General features: G+C 25.4%; 14 protein-coding genes, 1 other RNA gene and 1 pseudogene. 9 read left to right on the forward strand and 7 right to left on the reverse strand.

Annotation, left to right across the window (positions count from 1 at the left end; translation table 11 throughout):
• Window positions 1–45: 45 nt before the first annotated feature.
• Window positions 46–1356, reverse strand: coding sequence for an ATP-binding protein (locus ACAN_RS08130; RefSeq protein WP_099333392.1), 1311 nt, complete (start codon window positions 1354–1356; stop codon window positions 46–48).
• Between the two features lie 311 nt (window positions 1357–1667).
• Between ACAN_RS08130 and ACAN_RS08135 the strand changes: the two genes are divergently transcribed.
• Window positions 1668–2339 (forward strand): winged helix-turn-helix domain-containing protein, encoded by a 672-nt coding sequence (locus ACAN_RS08135; protein ID WP_165773025.1) that lies wholly within the window; start codon window positions 1668–1670, stop codon window positions 2337–2339.
• 3 nt (window positions 2340–2342) lie between these two features.
• Here the strand turns inward: ACAN_RS08135 and ACAN_RS08140 are convergent, their stop codons facing one another.
• Window positions 2343–5225: a cache domain-containing protein gene (locus ACAN_RS08140; RefSeq protein ID WP_099333394.1), complete on the reverse strand. Its 2883-nt coding sequence runs from the start codon at window positions 5223–5225 to the stop codon at window positions 2343–2345.
• Window positions 5226–5421: 196 nt separating this feature from the next.
• Here ACAN_RS08140 and ACAN_RS08145 point away from each other — a divergent pair, with 196 nt between their 5' ends.
• The 3 genes from ACAN_RS08145 to ACAN_RS08155 all read left to right on the forward strand — a co-directional run bounded on the left by ACAN_RS08145 (window position 5422) and on the right by ACAN_RS08155 (window position 9941).
• Window positions 5422–7350, forward strand: coding sequence for a methyl-accepting chemotaxis protein (locus tag ACAN_RS08145; RefSeq protein WP_099333395.1), 1929 nt, complete (start codon window positions 5422–5424; stop codon window positions 7348–7350).
• Window positions 7351–7456: 106 nt separating this feature from the next.
• The gene (locus tag ACAN_RS08150) at window positions 7457–9229 is read left to right on the forward strand and encodes an ABC transporter ATP-binding protein (protein ID WP_099333396.1); all 1773 of its coding nucleotides are present in this window, start codon (window positions 7457–7459) and stop codon (window positions 9227–9229) included.
• Window positions 9230–9341: 112 nt separating this feature from the next.
• Window positions 9342–9941, forward strand: coding sequence for a GNAT family protein (locus ACAN_RS08155; RefSeq protein WP_265734348.1), 600 nt, complete (start codon window positions 9342–9344; stop codon window positions 9939–9941).
• Here ACAN_RS08155 and ACAN_RS08160 read toward each other — a convergent pair whose 3' ends face one another.
• On the reverse strand, window positions 9942–10361 hold the full coding sequence (locus tag ACAN_RS08160; protein WP_099333397.1) for a hypothetical protein: 420 nt from the start codon (window positions 10359–10361) through the stop codon (window positions 9942–9944).
• Between the two features lie 73 nt (window positions 10362–10434).
• Between ACAN_RS08160 and ACAN_RS08165 the strand changes: the two genes are divergently transcribed.
• Window positions 10435–10737, forward strand: a complete 303-nt coding sequence (locus ACAN_RS08165) for a hypothetical protein (protein WP_079577754.1) — start codon at window positions 10435–10437, stop codon at window positions 10735–10737.
• On the opposite strand, the gene rnpB is transcribed toward ACAN_RS08165, so the two are convergent.
• Window positions 10738–11060, reverse strand: an RNA gene (gene rnpB / locus ACAN_RS08170) — RNase P RNA component class A. It lies immediately after the preceding gene.
• Between the two features lie 28 nt (window positions 11061–11088).
• Window positions 11089–11616 carry a LolA-like outer membrane lipoprotein chaperone gene (gene lolA, locus ACAN_RS08175; RefSeq protein ID WP_099333398.1) on the reverse strand — a complete coding sequence of 176 codons (528 nt, stop codon included), beginning with the start codon at window positions 11614–11616 and terminating at the stop codon, window positions 11089–11091.
• Window positions 11617–11673: 57 nt separating this feature from the next.
• Between lolA and secA the strand changes: the two genes are divergently transcribed.
• Both secA and ACAN_RS08185 read left to right on the forward strand, forming a co-directional pair.
• Entirely contained in the window at window positions 11674–14289 is a 2616-nt protein-coding gene (gene secA / locus ACAN_RS08180; RefSeq protein ID WP_099333399.1) for a preprotein translocase subunit SecA, read from the forward strand.
• Between the two features lie 2 nt (window positions 14290–14291).
• A complete protein-coding gene (locus ACAN_RS08185; RefSeq protein ID WP_099333569.1) occupies window positions 14292–15497 on the forward strand; it encodes an ABC transporter permease in 1206 nt (401 codons plus the stop codon).
• Between the two features lie 19 nt (window positions 15498–15516).
• Here the strand turns inward: ACAN_RS08185 and ACAN_RS08190 are convergent, their stop codons facing one another.
• Window positions 15517–18426, reverse strand: a complete 2910-nt coding sequence (locus ACAN_RS08190) for a YhdP family protein (RefSeq protein ID WP_099333400.1) — start codon at window positions 18424–18426, stop codon at window positions 15517–15519.
• On the opposite strand from ACAN_RS08190, the pseudogene mltG reads away from it, so the two are divergent.
• Both mltG and ACAN_RS08200 read left to right on the forward strand, forming a co-directional pair.
• Window positions 18347–19324, forward strand: a pseudogene (mltG, locus tag ACAN_RS08195) (endolytic transglycosylase MltG); the annotation flags it as partial. The gene ACAN_RS08190 and the pseudogene mltG overlap by 80 nt on opposite strands.
• Before the next feature lie 332 nt (window positions 19325–19656).
• Window positions 19657–21867: an NADP-dependent isocitrate dehydrogenase gene (locus ACAN_RS08200; protein ID WP_099333402.1), complete on the forward strand. Its 2211-nt coding sequence runs from the start codon at window positions 19657–19659 to the stop codon at window positions 21865–21867.
• Window positions 21868–21932: 65 nt separating this feature from the next.
• On the opposite strand, the gene ACAN_RS08205 is transcribed toward ACAN_RS08200, so the two are convergent.
• Window positions 21933–22520, reverse strand: coding sequence for a hypothetical protein (locus tag ACAN_RS08205; RefSeq protein WP_099333403.1), 588 nt, complete (start codon window positions 22518–22520; stop codon window positions 21933–21935).
• Between the last annotated feature and the right edge of the window lie 17 nt (window positions 22521–22537).

A 22537-nucleotide genomic window follows, 5' to 3' on the forward strand; every position in this document is an offset into this window, starting at 1 on the left:
AAAAACATACTTATATTAATTTTGTTAATTTTTTACTTAATTAAATCATAAACCTATATTACTATTTAAAAAGCTATTTTTAGAAACAATTATATACTTCTTTTGTAATGTTGTTTCAACTTTTTCTGAAATAACTTTTAGTTTTCCATATGAGATTTTTGCCATATCTTCATCTTGCCACAAAATTAGAATAAAAGTAATAGTTTTTTTATCATAAGCAATCAAATCAATAACATTTCCATTATTATCCCACCAACTTCCAATATTGCTTGGTTCATATCCTAATGTTTCTCGTTTATTATTATTAATATACTCTTTTATATATTTTTTATAACTACTTTGAACTGTTTTACTCATAAAATCTTCTTGAATTTTTTTTGTTATAAAATTCAAATTCTCTTTTTGAATAGCAGCTTTATTTGGATAAATATAATAAAACCAAAATTTCAAAGCATTATCTTCAATTAAATATCTTCCAAACTTAGTACTTTTTTCATCACTATTTATAGGTACTTGCTTTATTATAATCATCATATCTAGTAACTTTTGAATATATCTTGTAAGATAAGTTGACTTTACATTTAAAAAAGTAGCTATATCTCCTATTTTTGTTTTTCCAAGAGAGATTGCATATAGTATTGAGCAGTATGTTCCAATATCTTGTATTTCAGCTTTTAATATATCAATACCCAAATTTGATAAATATGAATTTGATGATAAAAATATTGCATAAATATTTTCTGCTAAATTCATGTTTTTATTATAATATTTCAAATATTTAGGAGAAGTACCTAATAAAGTATATAAACATAGTTGGTCAACTTTTGATAGATTTTTGACAATATTGTTTATTGTATTAAATTTTAAACTATTTAAATAAAGCATAGATGAAATTTTTTCTAAACTTTGAATATACTCTTCTTTAAATATAATAGAACTAGTAACCATAAAATAAATATTTTTTTTACTTAATTTTTTTTTCCAATATAAAATCAATGCATCTAATGCATTTTTATCAAGTTTTAAAATATTTTGAAAATCTTCAAAAACAATTATCAATTTTTCTTCAATTTCTTGTTTGGATAAAAGTAGTAAAACATCTTCAAAAGTAGTGAATTTTTGGTTACTGTTGTAAATACCAAAGTGATTTATTATTTCATCTGCTATTACTGAAAAAAATAGATTACTACTCATATCATTCAAAGAAATAAAAATAGAGTTTTTATTTTTTAAAAAGTGAGTAACTAATGCTGTTTTCCCTATATATTTTCGTCCGAATATAAACTGTAATTTTGAACTTGGTACAGCATAATTTTTTTCAAGTTCATTAATTTGAGTATTTCTATTTAACAACATTTAAACTCTTTTTCTTTAAATTTATATATTATAGTTAAAAATTTCTTAGTTTCAAAATATACATTTATGACTATCTAGTGACTATTTTTGAGTAAAAAAGTCACATTTGTGTTTTTTTATAAAATTTCTTTCTCCTTAAAAAAAATTATTAATTATAATTATAAAATATGCAAACATACCATATTATAGTTCTTCTAGGATTTATTATTATTTATTTTTATATAAAAACAGTAAAATTATATTTTTTTAGTTAAATTATATTTTAATGTTTTAAGGTTAAGATTACTTAAGACTTATTATTAGGAATGAGAATGAATGCATTAAAACATATTAAAATCTTGTATGTAAATGACAAGAAAGACAAAGAAGAGTATTTTGTTTCTGAACTGAAATCTTATTGTAACAATTTTATTCAAACAAATTGTTCTGAAAGTGCAATTAAGATTTACAAAGAAGAAAAACCAGAAATTATTATTTATAATGTTTCTTTTGAAAAAACTTCTCCAAAAAGTTTTATAGAAGAGATAAGAAGTGTAAATAAAAAAGCACAAGTAATAATAACAACTGAAAACCTAGATAAAAAAATGCTTTATGAAGCAGTTAGGTTGCATTTAATTAAGTATTTAATTTATCCTTTTAATTTAAATACTTTACTAGACTCTTTAAAAGACTGCATTAGAATTATTGATTCAAATAGTTCAAATATTATTAAGTTATCAGAAACACTAACATATGATAAATTTAATAAAACTTTATTAAAAAATGAAGAGTTAGTATCTTTATCTTCTAAAGAAGTTAAGTTTTTTGATGTTTTAATAAAAAATAAAGATAGAGCTGTAAGTTATGAAGAATTTAATCAAATCATTTGGGAAGGTGAGATGACTAAAGATGCTTTACGTTCTATTGTAAAAGACTTAAGAAGAAAAATTGATAAATCAATTATCAAAAATGTTTCAGGTATTGGTTATAGAGTAGAGCTTTAAGCTCTACTTTATTGGCTTTGGAACACCTAAATAAAATCCTTGGGAAAAGTCTATTCCCATATCTGTAACAATTTCATTTATCTCTTGAGAATGCACAAACTCAGCCACAGTTTTAATATTTAACTTCTTAGCAAATGTAACTATAAGTTCTGTAACTATTTTTGCATTTAAATCTTGATTTATATACTTAATCATTGAACCATCAATTTTTACAATATCTACATTTAATTTCATCAAATATTCAAAGTTTGAATATCCTGTTCCAAAATCATCAATTGCAATTTTACACCCATAACTTTTTAAATTTTCTATAAAATCACAAATCTCTTGATAGTTTTCTATTCCCTCTTCTTCAACTATTTCAACAATAAGTCTTTGTGCAGCATTTCTATTCTCTTTAAGTTTTTCTTCCAAAAAATCAATTGTTGGCTTATGTAAAATATCTTCTAAACTTAGATTTATTGAAAATTCAATATCTTTATTAGCAAAATAATCAAAAGCCTTCTTGATAACTTTTTGTGTTAAAGCATTGTATAGTTTAGATTTTTTTGCAATATTTAAAAATTTAAAAGGAGAGATAATTGTGCCATCTTCATCAATCATTCTTACTAAACACTCATACTTTTCAATTTCTTGTGTTTCATTTGAGATGATAGCTTGAATAAAAACTACTATTCTATCTTCATTTAATGCTTTTTTTAATTTTTGCGTCCAGTTTATATTTTCAATTAGATTACTTTTTATCTCTCTATTTTCATCAAATATTATAATATCTTTATTTTCAATTTTTGCATGATTTTTTGCCATTTCTGCATTTATAAAATAGTTTTTCTCAGCTGAAATTCCAGCTACTAGATTAACTTCTAAAATATTTTCTTCAATTTCAAATTTTATTTGCTTAATACTATGTATAATGTTTTCACATTTGATTTTAAACTCTTTTAATGAAAAGATATTTTTATTAACCAAAATAGCAAACTCATCGCCTTGAAGTTTGTAAAGAAAAAGCTTATTGTCTTTTAATAAACTTCGAAGTTTTTGTGCAACACCTAATAGTAGTTTATCCCCTACTTCAAAGCCATAATACTCATTGACTTCTTTAAATCTTAAGATATTAAATACACCTAAAATTAAACCTTTTTTAGCATTTAAATCTTCTAATAACTTTTGTCTATTTGGAAGATTAGTAAGTATATCTGTAGTTTGTAATCTTATTCTTTTTTCTTGATTAATCAAATCGCTAATATCATATCTAATTGCAATAAACTCTGTTATATTACTATTTAGGTCTAAAATTGGAACAATAGTTGATTTTACATAATATGTTTTACCTTTTTTTGTTTTATTTTTTAAAACACCTTTCCATACTCTTTTATTTAGTATAGTTGTCCAAAGTTCTTTATATATCTCTTTTTTTGTATCTGGATGTCTTACTAAATTATGTTTTGCGCCTATTAACTCATCTTTTGTAAATCCAGAAACCTTACAAAACTTTTTATTTGCAAAAGTAATAACTCCTTCTATATTTGTTTTTGAAACAATAGCACTTGCATCAACAGCTTTTTTATACTCATTTAATAAAGATAAATTTATAAGAGATTCTTTATTTTTTTCTTCTAATTTTTCTTCATTGCTAATTTTTGAATCTATCATTTTATTAGCATTTATTCCTAATTGTTTAAACTCATAAAACTTTATATTATCAATATCTATTTTTTTATTACTATTATTTGCTTTTTTAAAAAAATCTAAAAAAAGTAAAAAGTTTTCATTCATCTCTTTTGTAATTTTTCTTGTAATATAAAGAATAAAACAAAAAATAACAAAAAACACACATAATGAATAGAGTATTCTATAAAAGGTTTCATCTTTTAATTTTTGCTTTTCATTATCTAATTTTTCATACATACTATCTAAATAAATACCTGTGCCAATAATCCAACCCCATTTTTCAAACTTTGCTAAATAAGTTAATTTATCTGAATATTGTAAAGTATTTGGATTTATCCAAGAGTATTTAATAAATGTTTCATTCTTCTTTTCTACCTTATTTAAAATTTTTCTAACTACTTCTTTTTCTCTTGAATTTTCTATATTTGAAAAATTCTTTCCTTCATATTTACTATGTTTATTAACTAAAATATTACCTTTAATATCAAGAATAAAAATATATCCATCATTACTATATTCTATTTTCTTTACTCTTTCTAAAGCTTCATTTTTAAGTTCATTTTCAATTCTTGAAGTATAATCAGCTACTAGAAAAATCAAATTATAAGGTTCAAATACTTTAAAATATCCTTTTTTTGTATCTTCTATTTTACTAATTGGATCTAAAAAACGCCAATTGATATAATCTTCATTTTTTGTTTTTGCTAAGCTTATAATACTATTTAAAATAGCTTTGTTGTTTTCATCTTTGTACTGTTTAAGAGCATAAGTATTCTCATAATCTTTATTGGCTCCATGCATTATGGTTTTGCCTGTAAAATCATAAATTGAATAATAACCATAGCCATCATAAAACTTTATGCTTCTTAAACTATCTTTTATAATTTTTAATATCTCTTCTTTAGTTTTTTCATTTTTATATTTTTCGTATAAACTTTTGGCTAAAGAGTAAGCTTCTTGTATTCTTTGCTTTACACTTTTATTTATAAGTTTATCTTTTTTGTCATAATTAAACTCAATTAAGGATATAGCCTTTTGAACTTCAAATTTTAAATTTTGTTCATTTGTACTAATAAACTCATTTTCTAGTTTTTTTAGATTTTGTTTATATTGAGCATACTCATAAGTTGTATGGAAAACTTCTATTGTAACAATTGAAATTAATGACACAAAAAAAACAACAAAAAATATTATCTTAGACAATTTATTAGACATGTGTTTCCTTAAATTAAATTAATTACATTTTAACAAAATAATTATTATATTTTAAAATATACGCAAAATTAGAAAAATGAATATTATATAAATTATATATGGATTAATATTTATAATTTTTAAGACACTATTTTTATTAAGTAATATTAAAATATTTTAAGAATAGAATATTTTGATATGAAAAAAGGAATAGAAAATGAAAAATGCCTCTATAAAATTAAAGTTGCTAGTTTTAGTTATTCTGACAATTTTTACAGTATCTGTAATTATTATTATTAGTTCAATAAACTCTATTCAAGATATTTCCCAGAAAAATATCTCAAAATACGAACAAGAGGCATATAAATTAAAAGAACATGAATTAAAGAATTTTGTTGAAGCAGCATACAATAGTGTCAAAATGATTGCTGAAAAAAATAAAAATAGTGACATTAATGAGACTAAAAAACTTGCAAAAGAAGTAGTAGCAAGTATGACTTATGGAGAAGATGGATATTTTTGGATTAATGATTCAAATCATGTAGTTGTAATGCATCCTACGAAACCTCAAAATGAAGGTAAGAACCTAACTAATCTTAAAGACCCAAATGGAGTATTAATCTATCAAGAAATTGTTAAAGTAGCCAATAAAAATAAAGAAGGTGGCTTAGTAAAATACTCTTGGCCAAAACCAGGAGTTGAAGCTAATCAACCAAAATTTTCTTATGTTCAAAGATTTAAAGACTGGGATTGGATTATTGGAACTGGTGCATATGTAGATAATGTGCAAAATGAAGTTGAAGTTATGAAAAAAACAACAAAAGAGGAGATTGATAGTGTAATATTTAATACAATACTATTATCTTTAATTGTTGCAATTGTTATCTCATTGATATTTATCTTTATCTCAAATAAAGTTATTATAAATCCTATAAAAAAATTCGAAGAGGGATTGCTTGATTTCTTTAAATTCTTAAACAAAGAGACTACAAATGCAAAAAAACTTCAAATTCTTTCAAATGATGAAATAGGAAAGATGTCAAATGTAGTAAATAAAAATATTGAAAAAACTAAAAAAATATTAGAAGATGATGCAAAACTTATTGATAATGTTAAAGACATTGTATTATCTGTAAATGATGGTTTATTAGATAAACGAGTAACTCAAGATAGTGAGTCTAAATCTTTAATGGAATTAAAAAAACTAATAAATACAATGTTAGAAAATTTACAAAATATTGTTGGTATTAATATTAATAGTTTAAGTTCTGTACTTGAAAGTTACTCAAATTATGACTTTACAAAAAAACTAGATTCAGCTACTTGTGGAAAGATAGGTAATGAAATAATGCAATTAAACCACATGATTACGAAAATGTTAAATCAAAATAATCAAGATGGTATAAAACTTGAAAAAAGTTCAAATGAATTATCACAAAATGTTGAAGTTATTAGCAAAAATGCGACAAGTCAAGCTGCGAGTTTAGAAGAAACAGCTGCAAGTATTGAAGAGATAACAAGTAATATAAAAAATACAAATGAAAAAGCTCAAGAGATGCTTTCAATTTCTTCAGAAACAAAAAACTCAGCACAAACAGGTAAAAGTCTAGCTTCAAAAACTGTCCAATCAATGGATGAAATAAATGAACAAGTTACAGATATTAATCAAGCAATTACTGTAATTGATCAAATAGCATTTCAAACAAATATTTTAAGTTTAAATGCAGCAGTAGAAGCAGCAACAGCAGGAGAAGCAGGTAAAGGCTTTGCAGTTGTTGCTCAAGAAGTAAGAAACCTTGCAAGTAGAAGTGCACAAGCTGCAACTGAAATTAAAAGAATTGTTGAAAATGCTACAATTAAAGCAAATGACGGTAAACAAATTAGCTCATCAATGATTGAAGGATTTATTCAATTAGAAGATAAAATAAATCATACAAATAGATTAATTGATGATGTTACAAACGCAGCAAAAGAACAAACAATAGGAATGACACAAATAGCAGATGCAGTTAATCAATTAGATAAATTTACTCAAGAAAATGCAACAATTGCAGATAGAACAAATGATATTGCAAAAGGAACAAATAAAATATCAATAGATGTTGTAAATATTGTAAAACAGTATAAATTTGATATACAAAACTAGTATAAAAGCTTAGGCTTTTATACTACATTAATAACTAGCTATTTTTTTAATATTCTATTTAATATTTTTATTGTAAAAGATAACTATATTAAAATATGGACATATTATGACAAAAAACAAAATCACCTTTAAATATATTTGGCAACTTTTACTTCAAAAAAGAAAACAACTTATTTTTGGACAATTAATTACTGTTATTGCAATACTTATTAGTATTCCAATTCCTCTAATGCTTCCTGCGCTAGTTGATGAAGTATTATTAAATAAACCAAACTTTTTTGTAAATAACATAAATGATTTTTTTGGAAGTGGGAATGCATTTTATTATATTGCAATTGTTACAATAATTGTTATTTTACTAAGATTTATACATTTTATTTTTAGTGCAATAATCACAAGAATCTTTACAGCTCTTGGAAAATTTATAACATTTAAAATAAGAGAAAAACTTTTAAACCATCTAAAAATTGTATCAATGAATGAGTATGAAACCCTAGGAAGTGGAGCTATTGGAGCAAATCTTGTAACAGATGTAAATACTCTTGATAATTTTATAATAACAAGTGCAAGTAAATTTGTTGCATCTATTTTAACTTTAATTGCAGTATCAATTGTACTTATTGCTATTCATCCCATTTTAGGTCTAATGATATTAATTATTCAACCAATAATCATGCTTATTTCTAAAAAAATAGCTAAAAGCGTTGGTACACTAAAAAAAGAAGAGAATAATGCAATTGAAAATTTTCAAGAAAATGTAGGTGAAGTTTTAGAGTTATTTGGACAAATCAAAGCTAGCAATAAAGAAAAAGAGTTTTTTAATACAAGTATAAAAAAAGCAAAACAAGTACAAGATACTTCAAATGAGTTTAATTATAAAAGCATTGCTTATGAAAGATTTTCATTTACTGTTTTTTTAGCAGCATTTGAGATTTTAAGAGCATCTGGACTTGTAATGGTTGCATATAGTGATTTAAGTATAGGGATGATGTTTGCAATGTTTGGATACATTTGGTTTATTATGACTCCTGTTCAAGATATTTTATCAATGCAATACTCATATGCACAAGCAAAAACTGCACTTAATAGAATAAATAGAATTTTAGATTTAAAAACAGAAAAAAACGGAATAAAAAAACTTCCAGAAAATAATGGACTTCATATAGAACTTAAAAATTTATATTTTAGTTATACAAAAGATAAACAAACTTTAAAAAACATATCTCTTAATATAAAAACAAAAGATAAAGTAGCATTAATTGGTGCAAGTGGAAGTGGTAAAACAACTTTAGCACAAGTTATTTCAAGTTTTTATGCAAAATCAAAAGGAGAACTTTTATATGATGGAATAAGTATTGATGAAATTGATAAACAATCCCTTAGAGAATCAATATTTCTTGTTTTACAAATGCCTATTTTATTTAATAATAGTTTACGATTTAATATTACAATGGGCAATGAAAAAATATCTGATGAAAAAATTCATAAAGCATTAGAGATAGCACAATTAAAACAAGATATAGAAAAAATGCCAAAAGGCCTTGATACAATTGTAGGAAGACATGGAGTAAGATTAAGTGGTGGGCAAAGACAAAGGCTATCAATAGCAAGAATGATAATAGCAAACCCTAAAGTTGTAATTTTTGATGAATCAACATCAGCACTTGATGTACATACAGAAAGTAAGCTTTTTGAAGCTTTAAGACCTATATTAGAAAATAAAACAGTAATAACAATTGCACATAGATTAAGTACAGTTAAAAATGCTGATATTATTTATGTATTAAATGATGGAGAAGTAGTTCAAGTTGGTTCACATGATCAGTTACAAAACCAAGAAGGGCACTACTTAGAATTTGTAAAAAAACAATTAATTTAAAGGATCTAAAATTATTAGTTACATTACAAAAAGTTGCTTAGATGATGAACTGACAATAAATTATATTTGCAATAATAAAAAAGTAAATTATTACTATAGTGATGATTTTTCAATTGATTTTTATGTAAAAGCTGCATATGAAGGTTTTGTTAGTATATCTTTTGAACAAGATAATCTGTTTGTTATTTTACCAGAGATGCAATTTGATTATGCAGTACTGTTTTTTGATAATCTTCATATCTCTAAAAAAGTTGAAAAACTTTTAAGAAAAAATGATTATGAGTTTAAAGTTCATGAAAACTTTGAAAAGATTATAGATAAAATAAATGAATATCATGGTGATTCTTGGATTGTAAAAGAGTATAAACAAACTCTTTTAAATTTAAAAAACTATAAAGGTAATATTGATTTTGAATTAATTGCTTGTAGCATTGAAGATAAAACTACAAAAAAAATAGTTGCAGGAGAGATTGGATATAAAGTTGGAGCTATTTATACAAGTTTAAGTGGCTTTAGTAGTAAAGAAAGAAGATTTAATAATTATGGAAAACTTCAATTGGTTTTATTGGCAAACTATTTAGAAAAAAATGGTTTTAACTTTTGGAACTTAGGTCATCCTTATATGAAGTACAAATTTGATTTAGGAGCTACTTTATACAAAAGAGAAGATTTTTTAAATATTTTTAGAGAACAAAGAGATAAAAAAATATAACTATATTGCTGAATTTTGTCTTGAATACTCTTCTAAATTTACATCATTAAAGAAAAAAACCGGATTTGCAACTGTTGCATCAAACTCTATACAATAATCTTTATAATCATCTGTAAAATAATCTATTTTTTTATCTATTTTTACTTCTTTATTAGATAAAAACTCTTCATAAGAGTTGTTTTGAGAAATAATACTTTCATCTAAAAACTCAAATAAAACATCTTCTCTTGCCTCTTTTAATAAAAAAGAGTTAATCTGTTTTTTTGAATAATCTGTAAAAACTTTAGATTTAACACAATATTTTTTTGATACTTTATAATTATTTGAATCACTACTTGCTTTATAATTTACTTTTTGACTACAAGCTGTAAATAAGAAAATAAATAAGACTATTATTGAGTTTAAAATCATTTTTTTCATAAGTAATTTTATCTATATTTGTATAAATATACAACTTAATATAAATATTTAGATTTTTTTTGTATCATTATGTATGTTTAAAAAATATCTAAAAATAGTAGTTATATCATCATTTGTAGGTTTTGGACTTGCTTATTTGTTTGTGAAGTTTTTTTCTTACAATATAAAAAAAGAGTTAGTTCAATATGAACAAAGAAAGATTCATATACAAGCTTTAGCAGATTCATATGCACTTTGTGTAGGATTATATAATGCTAACCCATCTAAACAAAGAGAAGAACTTTGTAATTATATAAAAGAAAAAGTTTATATTGAAGTTAAAAATATCGAAGGAAAGTATCCATATACTTCTTTATATCAAAAAGTATTTAATTAAGTATTAGGCACAACATAAGCCGAGTTTTGTTTTTGACGATAATTTATCTATGTATTAAATTACTTTAATACTCTAGCGAAGAGCAATAATTGTGAAGTTAATACCACACTCTTCTTGCTGCAGGTTGGGTTTACAAAGCACTTAAGATTACTCAAAAGTCTGGTGAGCTCTTACCTCACCGTTTCACCCTTACCCAAATAACTGGGCGGTTTATTCTCTGTTGCACTATCCCTTAGATTACTCTAGCCATTCGTTAAATGGAACCATACTTCACAGCAGCTCGGACTTTCCTCTTAATTAAAAGCTATCATCTGTTGTACCTAATATTTTGTAATCTTATCTAAATAATCTTTATTTTCTTATAATATCATAATAATCAGGGGCCAAAAATTTAAATAAACTATCTTCTAATTTGATATTTTGTTCAATATTAAAAAAAGATATTGTAATTTTATTTTCTAAATTATCTGTGTATGATATTTTTGAAATTTTTTCATTTTTAATTGTTATTTCATACTTTGTTTCATAAAGTTTTGTTTCATACTTGTTTTCACTAATTTGTTTTGCACTATTTAAAAGTCTAATTATATCTACTTTATTATCCAATGAAGTAAATATAGCTTGTTCTAAATCAGGCTCATCAACTATTGCAAAATCTTCATTTATATAAACATTTTTAAATACAGGTGCTTTATACTTCCAAAGTACTTTACCACTACTTTTTATAAAAACTTCACCTTCATATTTAATACTACTATTTGAACTATTTTTAATCTCTTGTGTAAAATCAGCTTTAAAACTTTTTAAATCTTTAAATACATTTGCAAAACAACTTGAAAGAATAAAAATTCCTAAAAGAAAAATAAACCTATAAAACATACTTTAACCTTAATTTTTATATAATATTTGTGATTATAACGAAAAGGAATTTATTTTATGTTAAATGTATTTGCAATGCTATTTGGTAATAAAAATGATAGAGAAGTAAAAAGATATAAAAAAAGAGCAAATGCTATTACAGCCTTAGAAAGTAAATATGAAAATCAAAGTGACGAAGCTTTACAAAAAAGCTTTGAAGAGTTAAAACAATCAGTATTAAATGAAGAAAAAACTTTAGATGATGTTTTAAATGACTCATTTGCCCTAACAAGGGAAGCAAGTAAAAGAATCTTGGGAATGAGACACTTTGATGTACAGCTAATTGGTGGTATGGTTTTGCATGATGGAAGAATTGCAGAGATGAAAACTGGTGAGGGTAAAACATTAGTTGCTACTTTACCAGTTATTTTAAATGCAATGACTAAAAAAGGTGTTCACGTTGTGACTGTAAATGATTATCTAGCTCAAAGGGATGCCCTTGAATTAGAAAAATTATATAACTTTTTTGGTTTTAGTGTAGGTGTTATCTTAGGTGAGATCAAAGATGATTTAGAAAGAAAAGAGCAATACAATTGCGATATCACTTATGGAACAAACAATGAGTTTGCATTTGATTATTTAAGATCAAATATGACTTTAGATATTGAAGAAAAGGTTCAAAGAGGTCATAACTTTGTAATAGTTGATGAAGTTGACTCTATTTTAATTGATGAAGCAAGAACTCCACTTATTATCTCTGGACCTGCAAATCATAAAAATTCTGATTATGTACGATCTAATGAAATTGCATTAAAATTAGAAAAAGGTGAATTAATTGAGCCAAAATCTGCTGATGAAAAACCATATTCAACTGGTGACTTTACAGTTGATGAAAAAAATAGAACTATTTTAATTACAGAAGAAGGTATTTCAAAAGCAGAAAAACTATATGGCGTTGATAATATGTACTCATTAGAGAATGCAATGCTTTCTCATAATCTTGACCAAGCACTAAAAGCAAACTATATTTTTGAAAAAGATGTTGATTATGTAGTAAAAGATAATGAAGTAATTATTGTTGATGAGTTTACGGGAAGATTAAGTGAGGGTAGGAGATTTAGTGATGGATTACATCAAGCTTTAGAAGCAAAAGAAGGTGTTGCTATTCAAGAAGAGTCTCAAACACTAGCAGATGTTACTTTTCAAAACTACTTTAGAATGTATAAGAAACTAGCTGGTATGACAGGTACTGCTCAAACAGAAGCAACAGAGTTTGCAGAAATATATAATCTTGATGTTGTATCTATTCCTACAAATGTACCAATTGCAAGACTTGATAAAAATGATCTTATTTATAAAAGTGAAAGAGAAAAGTTCAATGCAGTTTGTGCAAAAATAAAAGAATACAATAAAAAAGGGCAACCTGTATTAGTTGGTACAGCTTCAATTGAGAAATCAGAACTTTTACATAATTTATTAACAAAAGAAAAAGTTCCCCATACAGTTTTAAATGCAAAACAGCATGAAAAAGAGGGGAAAATTATTGAAAAAGCTGGTGAAAAAGGTGCTGTAACAATTGCAACAAATATGGCTGGTCGTGGAGTTGATATTAAACTTACTAAAGAGACTTTAGATCTTGGTGGATTAGCAATCATTGGTACTGAAAGACATGAATCAAGAAGAATTGACAACCAATTAAGAGGTAGAGCTGGTAGACAAGGTGATGTTGGTGAATCACAATTTTATTTATCATTAGAAGATAATTTGCTTAGAATTTTTGGAAGTGATAAAATCAGCAAAATCATGGATAGACTTGGTATTGAAGAAGGTGAACATATTGAATCTAAAATGGTGACAAGAGCTGTTGAAAATGCACAGAAAAAAGTTGAATCAATGCACTTTGAAAGTAGAAAACATCTACTTGAGTATGATGATGTTGCCAATGAACAAAGAAAAGTAATTTATAATTTTAGAGATGATTTATTAGATCCAAATTTTGATATTGCTAGTAAACTTGAAGAAAATAGAGCTGAGTATGTTCAAACTTTACTAAGTGAAGCTGAAATAATTGACGGAATGGCAGCTGAAGATTTTAATTATGACTTTGTAGTTCAAAAATTAAAAGAAGAGTTAAATTTAATAGTTGAAAAAGATGATATTGTAAGTGATTCTTATGAATCATTGGAAAACAAACTAATTGAGATGATAAAAACAATTTATGAAGATAAGATGAGTATTGCAGCACCTGAACAAAGAAGTGAAATTGAAAGAATTTTATACTTACAAATCTTAGATAATGCATGGAGAGAACATTTATACTCAATGGATACACTAAAAACAGGTATTGGGCTTAGAGGATATAATCAAAAAGATCCATTGGTTGAGTATAAAAAAGAGTCTTATAATATGTTTATTGATTTAATTGCTTCAATTAAACATGAAATTATAAAAATTTTATTTACGATTCAACTTCAAAATAAAGAAGATGCGCAAAAAGAGCAAGAAGCTATTGAGAAGATGAGAGCTCAAATGGAAGAAGCTACTGAAAACTTACAAACTAATTTTGAAGAAAAAATTGAAAAAAAAGAGAAAAGAATAGCAAGAAATGAGCCTTGCCCTTGTGGTTCTGGTAAAAAATATAAAAACTGTTGCGGAAAGAGTGGACCTAAAAGAGGTTTAGTAGCAGGAAATTAATGTTGAATAAAGAGTTAGTAAACTTTATAGTAAAAAAATATCTTAGGTTTGATAAAAAAAATCCTTTTATATCAGTAAGTGCCATCTTGGCATTTATTGGTGTTGCTATTGGAGTAATGGTATTAATTATTTCTATGGCTATTATGAATGGTACTGCAAAAGAGTTTGAAAAAAAACTTTTTACAATGAACTACCCTCTTTCAATATATCCAAAGTATCAAAATAGTGTTAATAAAGAGCTATTATCTAAACTTGAAAAAAACTATCCAAACTTAAAATTTTCTCCATACTTAACATCTCAAGCAATTGTTCAAAGTGGTGATAAGATGAGTGGTGCAGTTATTTTTGGAGTTGATCAAAAAAAAGAGGCTAATATTAACTCAATATATAAAGAAGCAGTTAAAAATTTTGATTTAAAAAAGTATGATATTGTAGTAGGTCAAGGCATTAAAGATGAGTTATTTTTATTAAAAGATGATAGAGTAACTTTATATTTCACTTCATTAAATCCAAGTGGATTTTCTATGATGCCAAAAATGAAAAGATTCAAATATAAAAGTGCATTTAGTTCAGGGCTTCACGCTTATGATAAAGCATATATTTATACTTCAATTGAATCACTACAAACTATAATGCAAAAAGACTCAAACAGCTTTGATGGAATACATGTTTATTCAAATAACGCTTTTGATGATATAGAGATTTTAAGAAAAGATTTAAAAAAAGAAGGAGTTGGAATTGTTGGATGGTGGCAACAAAATGGAAACTTCTTTGCAGCAATGCAAATGGAGAAAAAAGCACTTTTTATAGTACTTATGCTTATTATTCTTGTTGCATCATTAAATATTATCTCATCACTTCTTATGACTGTTATGAGTAGAAGAAAAGAGATCGCCCTACTTTTATCTATGGGAGCTAGTGCTAAAGAGATAAAGTCAATCTTTTTAAAACTTGGTACTATTATTGGTTTTTCAGGAATTGTTATTGGAGTTTTCTTGGGATTTTTTGGTATGTGGATACTAGATACTTTTGAGATTATTTCTCTTCCTGCTGATGTATATGGAACATCAAAACTTCCCCTTGATTTAGACTCAATTGACTTTATTTCAATTGTTATTGGTGCTGCTGTTATTGTTACTTTATCTTCATATTATCCTGCTAAAAAAGCAACTAAAATAGATGTTATTGATGTATTAAGAAATGAGTAGAATAAACTTTTCTACTCATTTATTCAAATAGTTTCAATGGCGATTTGATAATTCTTTTTATTACATTTACAGGAGCATTTATTGAATCTTTTGCAATATTTGATACAATTTTAGGCTCATCTAAAGTTCCACTTAATTCAATTTGTGTTTCAACTCGCTTTTTATCACCTAAGAATACATAATTAAGTACAGGAATAGAGCCTACAACACTTGAATAACCTTTAAAAAAGATAAGATTTAATTTTCCATCAATTACTCTTGAATCAAGATCAACCATCATTTTACCCTCAAAATCAATACCATTTCCAACAGTAACTATCTCATTTAAGTTTAAAAAATTTGTTTCAAAATTATAAACAAAATCTATATATCCATCATTTACTTTATAACCATTTAAAGCAAAACCCTCACTTGAAGCCATTGAAGCAATCGATGGAATTGCTAATAGTGGATTTATCAATGCAGGTGAAGTATTAATTAGTGTTACAATATTTGTAATAATTGAAAGGTTTTCAATCTTATTTTCACTTAATATAACTTTTCCATCTAAACTCTTTTCATCTCCTGATGCAATAAAAACAACACTACCACCTTTTAAAACTTCTTTATTTGCTAAAGTATTTATAAACTTATCATTTAAATTATTAGCTTTTATTTTTATTTTTTTATCTTTATCTTTTTTATAAGTAACTAATATCTTCTTATTTTCTAAAGTAAAACTTTGTTCATTTTCATCTGCTTTTATATGATACTTTTTAGCCAATGCTTTATACTTATCATTTATAACAATATTTGAATTTTGTGCATCTATTTCTAAAGTTTCAAAACTACTTAAATCACTATTATCATCTTTAGTTCTAACATGCAAATCATAATCTTGTAAGTTTAATTTTAAACTTTTCTTTGGAACTATATATAATGCAACTTTTTTATCATCTGTTTTTAATTGTAAATTCTCTTTTTTTAAATCATAAATACCGTTTAAATTATAGCTTGTAACTTGTTTTGTATCTTTATAAAAAGGAAAAACCAAAGTATCAAAATCTCCTTTGAAGTTAACTTTTGAGTCTTTTATATTTACAAATGCTTCGTTGGTAAAATACTCATTTTTATCAATTGTTAAATTCATATTTTTCATATGTAAATTTATATTTTCATTTGATATATTATTTGTTTTACTTGAACTTTTTTTAAACTCATCTGCATTTATATCAAAAGAGCTTAGTTTGACTTCAAGGGGCATATTAGCTATTTTTTTAATAATTATATTTTTCTTTTTGCTTGATATAAATAAATCTTCATTTCGTATTTGTCCCAAGAAATTAAGTTTATTTATCTTTTTATTATTTTTAAAAATAGGATATTCAAGATTATCAAGAAGTAAATTAAAGTCGATTTTATTATTGTTAAAAACTTCTAAATCAATACTTCCATTTTTTATATTCAATTTCTTTAATAAAGCAGAATACTCATAAATTTGTAAAAGTTCTTCTATATTAATATCTATACTATCTTTTTTAATACTTAGTTTTGTATTTATGTCATCAAATTTTAAAATTGTATCTTTTGTAAAATCAATAGCAATTGCTGTTTTTAAATCTTTTGCATTAATTATATCTTCATCAGAGCTTTTTATTTGCAAAGAGTTTAAAAGAACATCTCCTTTTGCTAAAGAGTTATTTGTATCAATATTTAAATTTAATCTTCCCTCAAACATATCTTGATGTTTAATATGTGAGTTTTTAATAATTACATTTGAACCTTGCAATTGAACTTTTGCATCTTTTGTAAAAAATTCAAAGTTTTGTAACTTAAAAGTTGAATTTTTCGCTTCAAAATAACCAGTTGTTTTCATATCTTTTTCTAATAAATATGGAACAACTAAAGTAAAAGTTGAGTTTGTAACTCCTTTTGTTTGTTTAAGGGGTAAGTAAATATCATATGCTTTTAAAATACCTAAGATATCATCATTTAATGCACTTTTTGTTTTTATATTAACAACAACTTCACCATTTGCTTCACTTGTAAGATTATTAATTACAACAGAACTTCCATATAGTTTTGTTTTATCATAAGTTGGTTTTTCCATTGTAAATTTTAATTTATCATCTTCATAATCAACACTTAGTTTTTTAGTGTTTACAGTTTTAGCATTTTTATGAAATCTTATTTTTGCATTTTCTATAGTTGCATTACCCTCAAAAGAGTCTAAAACAGGTTCAAAAGTATCTGTTTTTAATTTCCCATAAAAATAATTAAGTTTCATCTTACCAGTTACATTATCATACATCCAAGCTTCTGCAATATTACTTGATAAGCGTACAAAATCTTTTACAAACTTAATATTATCTAACTCATTTGTATTTATATAAAAATCCAAATAATCTTTATCAGCTTGTAAGTTCAATTCTCCTGAAACATCTTTGTAAGAATATTTTCCTAAATATGTAACAATTTCTTTGAACATATTGACTTTTACTTTACCTTTAAAAAAAAGTTTTAAATCTTTTAAATATAAAGAGTAAAGATCTAAGGTTATACTTTTTGAATGAACATCTATTTTTGAAGATAAGTTTAAATACTGATTATCTAAATAAAGATGCTTTTTATCATAATAAATTGTAAAAATATTATCATTTATTTTTAATGTTTCAATATTAATTTCTTTAAAATATTCTAATAAAGAAGGAAGCCTCTTAATATTGGTTTTTAGGTTATCAAGAGAGTTATTTGTCTCTTGTTTATTTGATTTAAATGTTAGCTGTTTTATATTTACAATAAGTTTTTTATCAAACTTTATATACAATTTCGAAACTGAAACTTCACCAAAAGAGATTGAATCAATTTTTATGCCAAAAAATAATAAAAAAACAAATGCAAAAACTAAACAGACAAGTGAGAGAATAAAGAGTTTAATTCTTTTTGACATTACTGAACTTATCCTTGTCTTTTCTATAGTTATACTATTTTATTTAACATTACCATTAAGTACAACAAAAGTTATATTTATACCTAAAGGTAGTACAAATAGTATTATAACATATTTAAATAAATCAGGATATGAACTAGGACTTATAGACAAAGTTTATCTTAGATTTTTAGGCTATCCACAAAGTGGTTGGATTGATATAAAAGAAAACTATCTTACAAAAGCTGACTTTTTATATAAAATCACTACATCAAAAGCTGCTTTAAAAGATATTACATTAATTCCAGGAGAAACTTCTTATGTTTTTTTAAATGATATATCAAAAAAGATGAATCTTTCAAGAAAAAATCTTCAAAAAGTTTACGATAAATATGCATATAAAAAAGATGGAAATATTTTAGCTGATACATACTCTTTACCTTATGGTATGAAAGAAGATCACCTTCTATTTTATCTTTTTTCAACTACAAATAAACAATATGAAAGTATCTCAAATAAAATATTTGGAGAGTATGATAAAAAAAGATGGTATTACTATATTACATTAGCTTCTGTAATTCAAAAAGAGGCTGCAAATAGTGATGAAATGCCAATTGTTTCAAGTGTAATACACAATAGATTAAAAAAAGGCATGAAGCTACAAATGGATGGAACTTTAAATTATGGTAAATATTCACATATTAAAATCACATCACAAAGAATAAAAGAAGACAATAGTTCATATAATACTTATAAAAATAGAGGTCTTCCAGAACATCCAATTTGTGCTGTAAGTTTAGATGCAATAAAAGCTGCAATTTTTCCAGCTAAGACAGATTATTTATATTTTGTAAAAAATGAAAAAAATGGACTACACTCTTTTTCAAAAAGCTATAAAGAGCATGTAAATAATATCAATAAAAATAGAATAATTAAAAGAAATTTAAAGAAAAAAACAAGTGATAAAAAACAAGAAATTCAAAAGAAAAAAAGCAATTCTAAAACTAAAGAAAGCCCTAAAAAAGAACTCTATGTATTTCCTAAAAGCAACTCTAAAGAAAATACAAAATCAATAAAATCTCTTTTTGATAATGTCAAATAGTTAATGTGAATTTATGAAACAAAGATGTCATTATCTTATAATACAAGCCATGATTTAAAAGCTATCAAATAAACAAATGTTATTATATTGTACATTTGAATTTGGTTGATTTAACCTAAATTAATTGAACTAAAACATGAGGAAGAAATATGACAAAACAAACATCACAGATAATCTATACAAAAGTTGATGAAGCCCCAGCATTAGCAACATACTCTTTTTTACCAATTATTAGAGCCTTTACTAAAAGCTCAAATATTGAGATGGTATCAAAAGATATTTCGCTAGCAGGTAGAATTATTGCTAATTTCCCAGATAATCTAACAGATGATCAAAAAATGAGCGATCACTTAGCTATACTTGGAGAGTTAACGCAAGATCCAAATGCAAATATAATTAAATTACCAAATATATCAGCTTCTATTCCACAATTAAAAGCTGCAATTAAAGAGCTACAAGAAAAAGGTTTTAATGTACCAAACTATGATGAATCAGAAGAGATTACAAAAAGATACTCAAAGATTTTAGGAAGTGCAGTTAATCCAGTACTTAGAGAAGGAAACTCTGATAGAAGAGCACCAGGTGCTGTTAAAAATTATGCAAAAAATAATCCTCATAGAATGGGTGAATGGAAAAAAGATTCTAAAACTGCTGTTGCACATATGCAAAAAGATGATTTTTATGGTTCTGAACTTTCAGCAACAATGGAAAAAGAGAATGATGTTAAGATTTCTTTCATTGATGAAAATGGAAATGAAAAAGTATTAAAAGCTTCAACTCCTTTAGAAGCAGGTGAAGTTATTGATGCTACAAAAATGAGTGCAAAAGCTCTACAAGAGTTTTATCAAGAAGCAATTGATGAAGCAAAGAAAAAAGATGTATTATTATCACTACATTTAAAAGCTACAATGATGAAAGTATCTGATCCAATTATGTTTGGATATGCAGTTAAAGTTTACTTTAAAGACTTAATTGAGAAACATAAAGAATTATTTGATGAATTAGGTGTTAATTTCAATAATGGTATTGGTGATTTATACTACTACTTAGATAAAATAGATGCAGATAAAAAAGCTGAAATTGAAGCTGATATTGCTGCTATTTATGAAAAACAACCAAGACTTGCAATGGTTAATTCACACAAAGGTATTACAAATCTACATGTACCTTCTGATGTTATTATTGATGCATCTATGCCTGCTATGATTAGAGGTGGTGGTAAGATGTGGAATGCAAATGATAAAGAAGAAGATACACTAGCAATGATTCCAGATAGATGCTATGCAACAACATTTCAAGCAGTTATTGATGATTGTAAAGAAAATGGTGCATTAGATCCAAAAACTATGGGAAGTGTTCCAAATGTTGGACTTATGGCTAAAAAAGCAGAAGAGTATGGAAGTCATGATAAAACTTTTCAAGCTGAAAATAATGGAACTATTAAAGTTACAGATAAAAATGGAAATGAAGTATTCTCTTTTGATGTTGAAAAAGGTGATATTTTTAGAATGTGCCAAGCAAAAGACGCACCAATTCAAGACTGGGTAAAATTAGCAGTTACAAGAGCTAGACTTTCAAATACTCCTGCAATTTTTTGGTTAGATGAAAATAGAGCTCATGATGCGCAATTAATAAAAAAAGTAACTGAATATTTAAAACAACATGATACAAATGGTTTAGATATTTCAATCATGACTCCATTAGAAGCAACTAAAAAAACATTACAAAGAATGAGAAAAGGACTTGATACTATTTCTGTAACAGGAAATGTTTTAAGAGATTATAATACTGACCTTTTCCCTATTTTAGAACTTGGTACAAGTGCTAAAATGTTATCAATTGTTCCACTTATGAAAGGTGGAGGATTATTTGAAACTGGTGCGGGAGGATCTGCTCCTAAACATGTACAACAGTTTGTTGAAGAGTCTTACTTAAGATGGGATTCACTTGGTGAATTTATGGCATTAGCAGCATCTTTAGAACACTTAGCAAATAGTCAAGATAATGAAAAAGCAAGAGTTTTAGCTAATACATTAGATAAAGCTACAGGAACATTTTTAGAAAATGACAAATCACCTGCAAGAAAACTTGGTTCTATTGATAACAGAGGAAGTCATTTTTATTTAACTCTATATTGGGCACAAGAACTTGCAGCTCAAAATGATGATGCAGAACTTAAAGCACAATTTGAAAAAGTTGCAAAAGAACTTAGTGAAAATGAAGAAATAATTGTAAAAGAGTTAGTAGAAAATCATGGTAAGCCATCAGATATTGGTGGATATTATTTACCTGATGATACAAAAACATTAGCTGCAATGAGACCATCAGCTACACTAAATAATATAATTGATTCAATCTAATCTTTAAATTGAACATAAAAAAGGTAAAAGTTTTAAACTTTTGCCTTTTTTTTATTTTAAAATGATTATTTTATATAATCAAGCAATGAAGCAAGATTTGTTTTCATCTCTTCTTCACTCATAGTGCCATCTAAAGCACCCTCTTTTACACTTCCTTTAAATACATTAGAGATTGAACCATTTTCATTTACTAAGTATGCTATATAAGTTGTTTTTTCATTATCTGTAACACCTAAAGCTTTAATCATATCACCATCAAAATCATAAATCATTGGTGTGTCTCTACCCTCAACTAACTCTTCTAATTTTCCAGGTATAAACATCTTTTTTACAAACCAAGGAGCACTTGAAATATTTGCAACCATAACATAAGGAATTTGAACATCATAATACTTTGGAAGCTCTCTTACAACTGATAAAGAGTCATGATTTCCAACAATTATCAAAGCCTTTGAACCTGCTTGAAATAAATCTTCTTTTGATACTTTTCCATCTTTACCTACAATTTCAAACTCTTTTGGTAAATTTGATAAAGTTAATGAACTTGTATCACTTACTTGCGTTTTAGTTTCAGCTGGCTTATCTGCTGTTGCATAAACTAATATACCAAAAGCAATTACACCTAAAACTACAATTTTTAAAATATTTTTCATTGTACATTCCTATCTTT

The sequence above is a fragment of the Malaciobacter canalis genome, assembly GCF_008000835.1.
Taxonomy (GTDB): Bacteria; Campylobacterota; Campylobacteria; order Campylobacterales; family Arcobacteraceae; genus Malaciobacter; species Malaciobacter canalis.

Coding starts and splice junctions, on each gene's coding strand:
- ACAN_RS08130 (WP_099333392.1), bottom strand. CDS start 1,356: ATGTTGTTAAATAGAAATACTCAAATTAATGAACTTGAAAAAAATTAT.
- ACAN_RS08135 (WP_165773025.1), top strand. CDS start 1,668: ATGAATGCATTAAAACATATTAAAATCTTGTATGTAAATGACAAGAAA.
- ACAN_RS08140 (WP_099333394.1), bottom strand. CDS start 5,225: ATGTCTAATAAATTGTCTAAGATAATATTTTTTGTTGTTTTTTTTGTG.
- ACAN_RS08145 (WP_099333395.1), top strand. CDS start 5,422: ATGAAAAATGCCTCTATAAAATTAAAGTTGCTAGTTTTAGTTATTCTG.
- ACAN_RS08150 (WP_099333396.1), top strand. CDS start 7,457: ATGACAAAAAACAAAATCACCTTTAAATATATTTGGCAACTTTTACTT.
- ACAN_RS08160 (WP_099333397.1), bottom strand. CDS start 10,361: ATGAAAAAAATGATTTTAAACTCAATAATAGTCTTATTTATTTTCTTA.
- ACAN_RS08165 (WP_079577754.1), top strand. CDS start 10,435: ATGTTTAAAAAATATCTAAAAATAGTAGTTATATCATCATTTGTAGGT.
- lolA (WP_099333398.1), bottom strand. CDS start 11,616: ATGTTTTATAGGTTTATTTTTCTTTTAGGAATTTTTATTCTTTCAAGT.
- secA (WP_099333399.1), top strand. CDS start 11,674: ATGTTAAATGTATTTGCAATGCTATTTGGTAATAAAAATGATAGAGAA.
- ACAN_RS08190 (WP_099333400.1), bottom strand. CDS start 18,426: ATGTCAAAAAGAATTAAACTCTTTATTCTCTCACTTGTCTGTTTAGTT.
- ACAN_RS08200 (WP_099333402.1), top strand. CDS start 19,657: ATGACAAAACAAACATCACAGATAATCTATACAAAAGTTGATGAAGCC.
- ACAN_RS08205 (WP_099333403.1), bottom strand. CDS start 22,520: ATGAAAAATATTTTAAAAATTGTAGTTTTAGGTGTAATTGCTTTTGGT.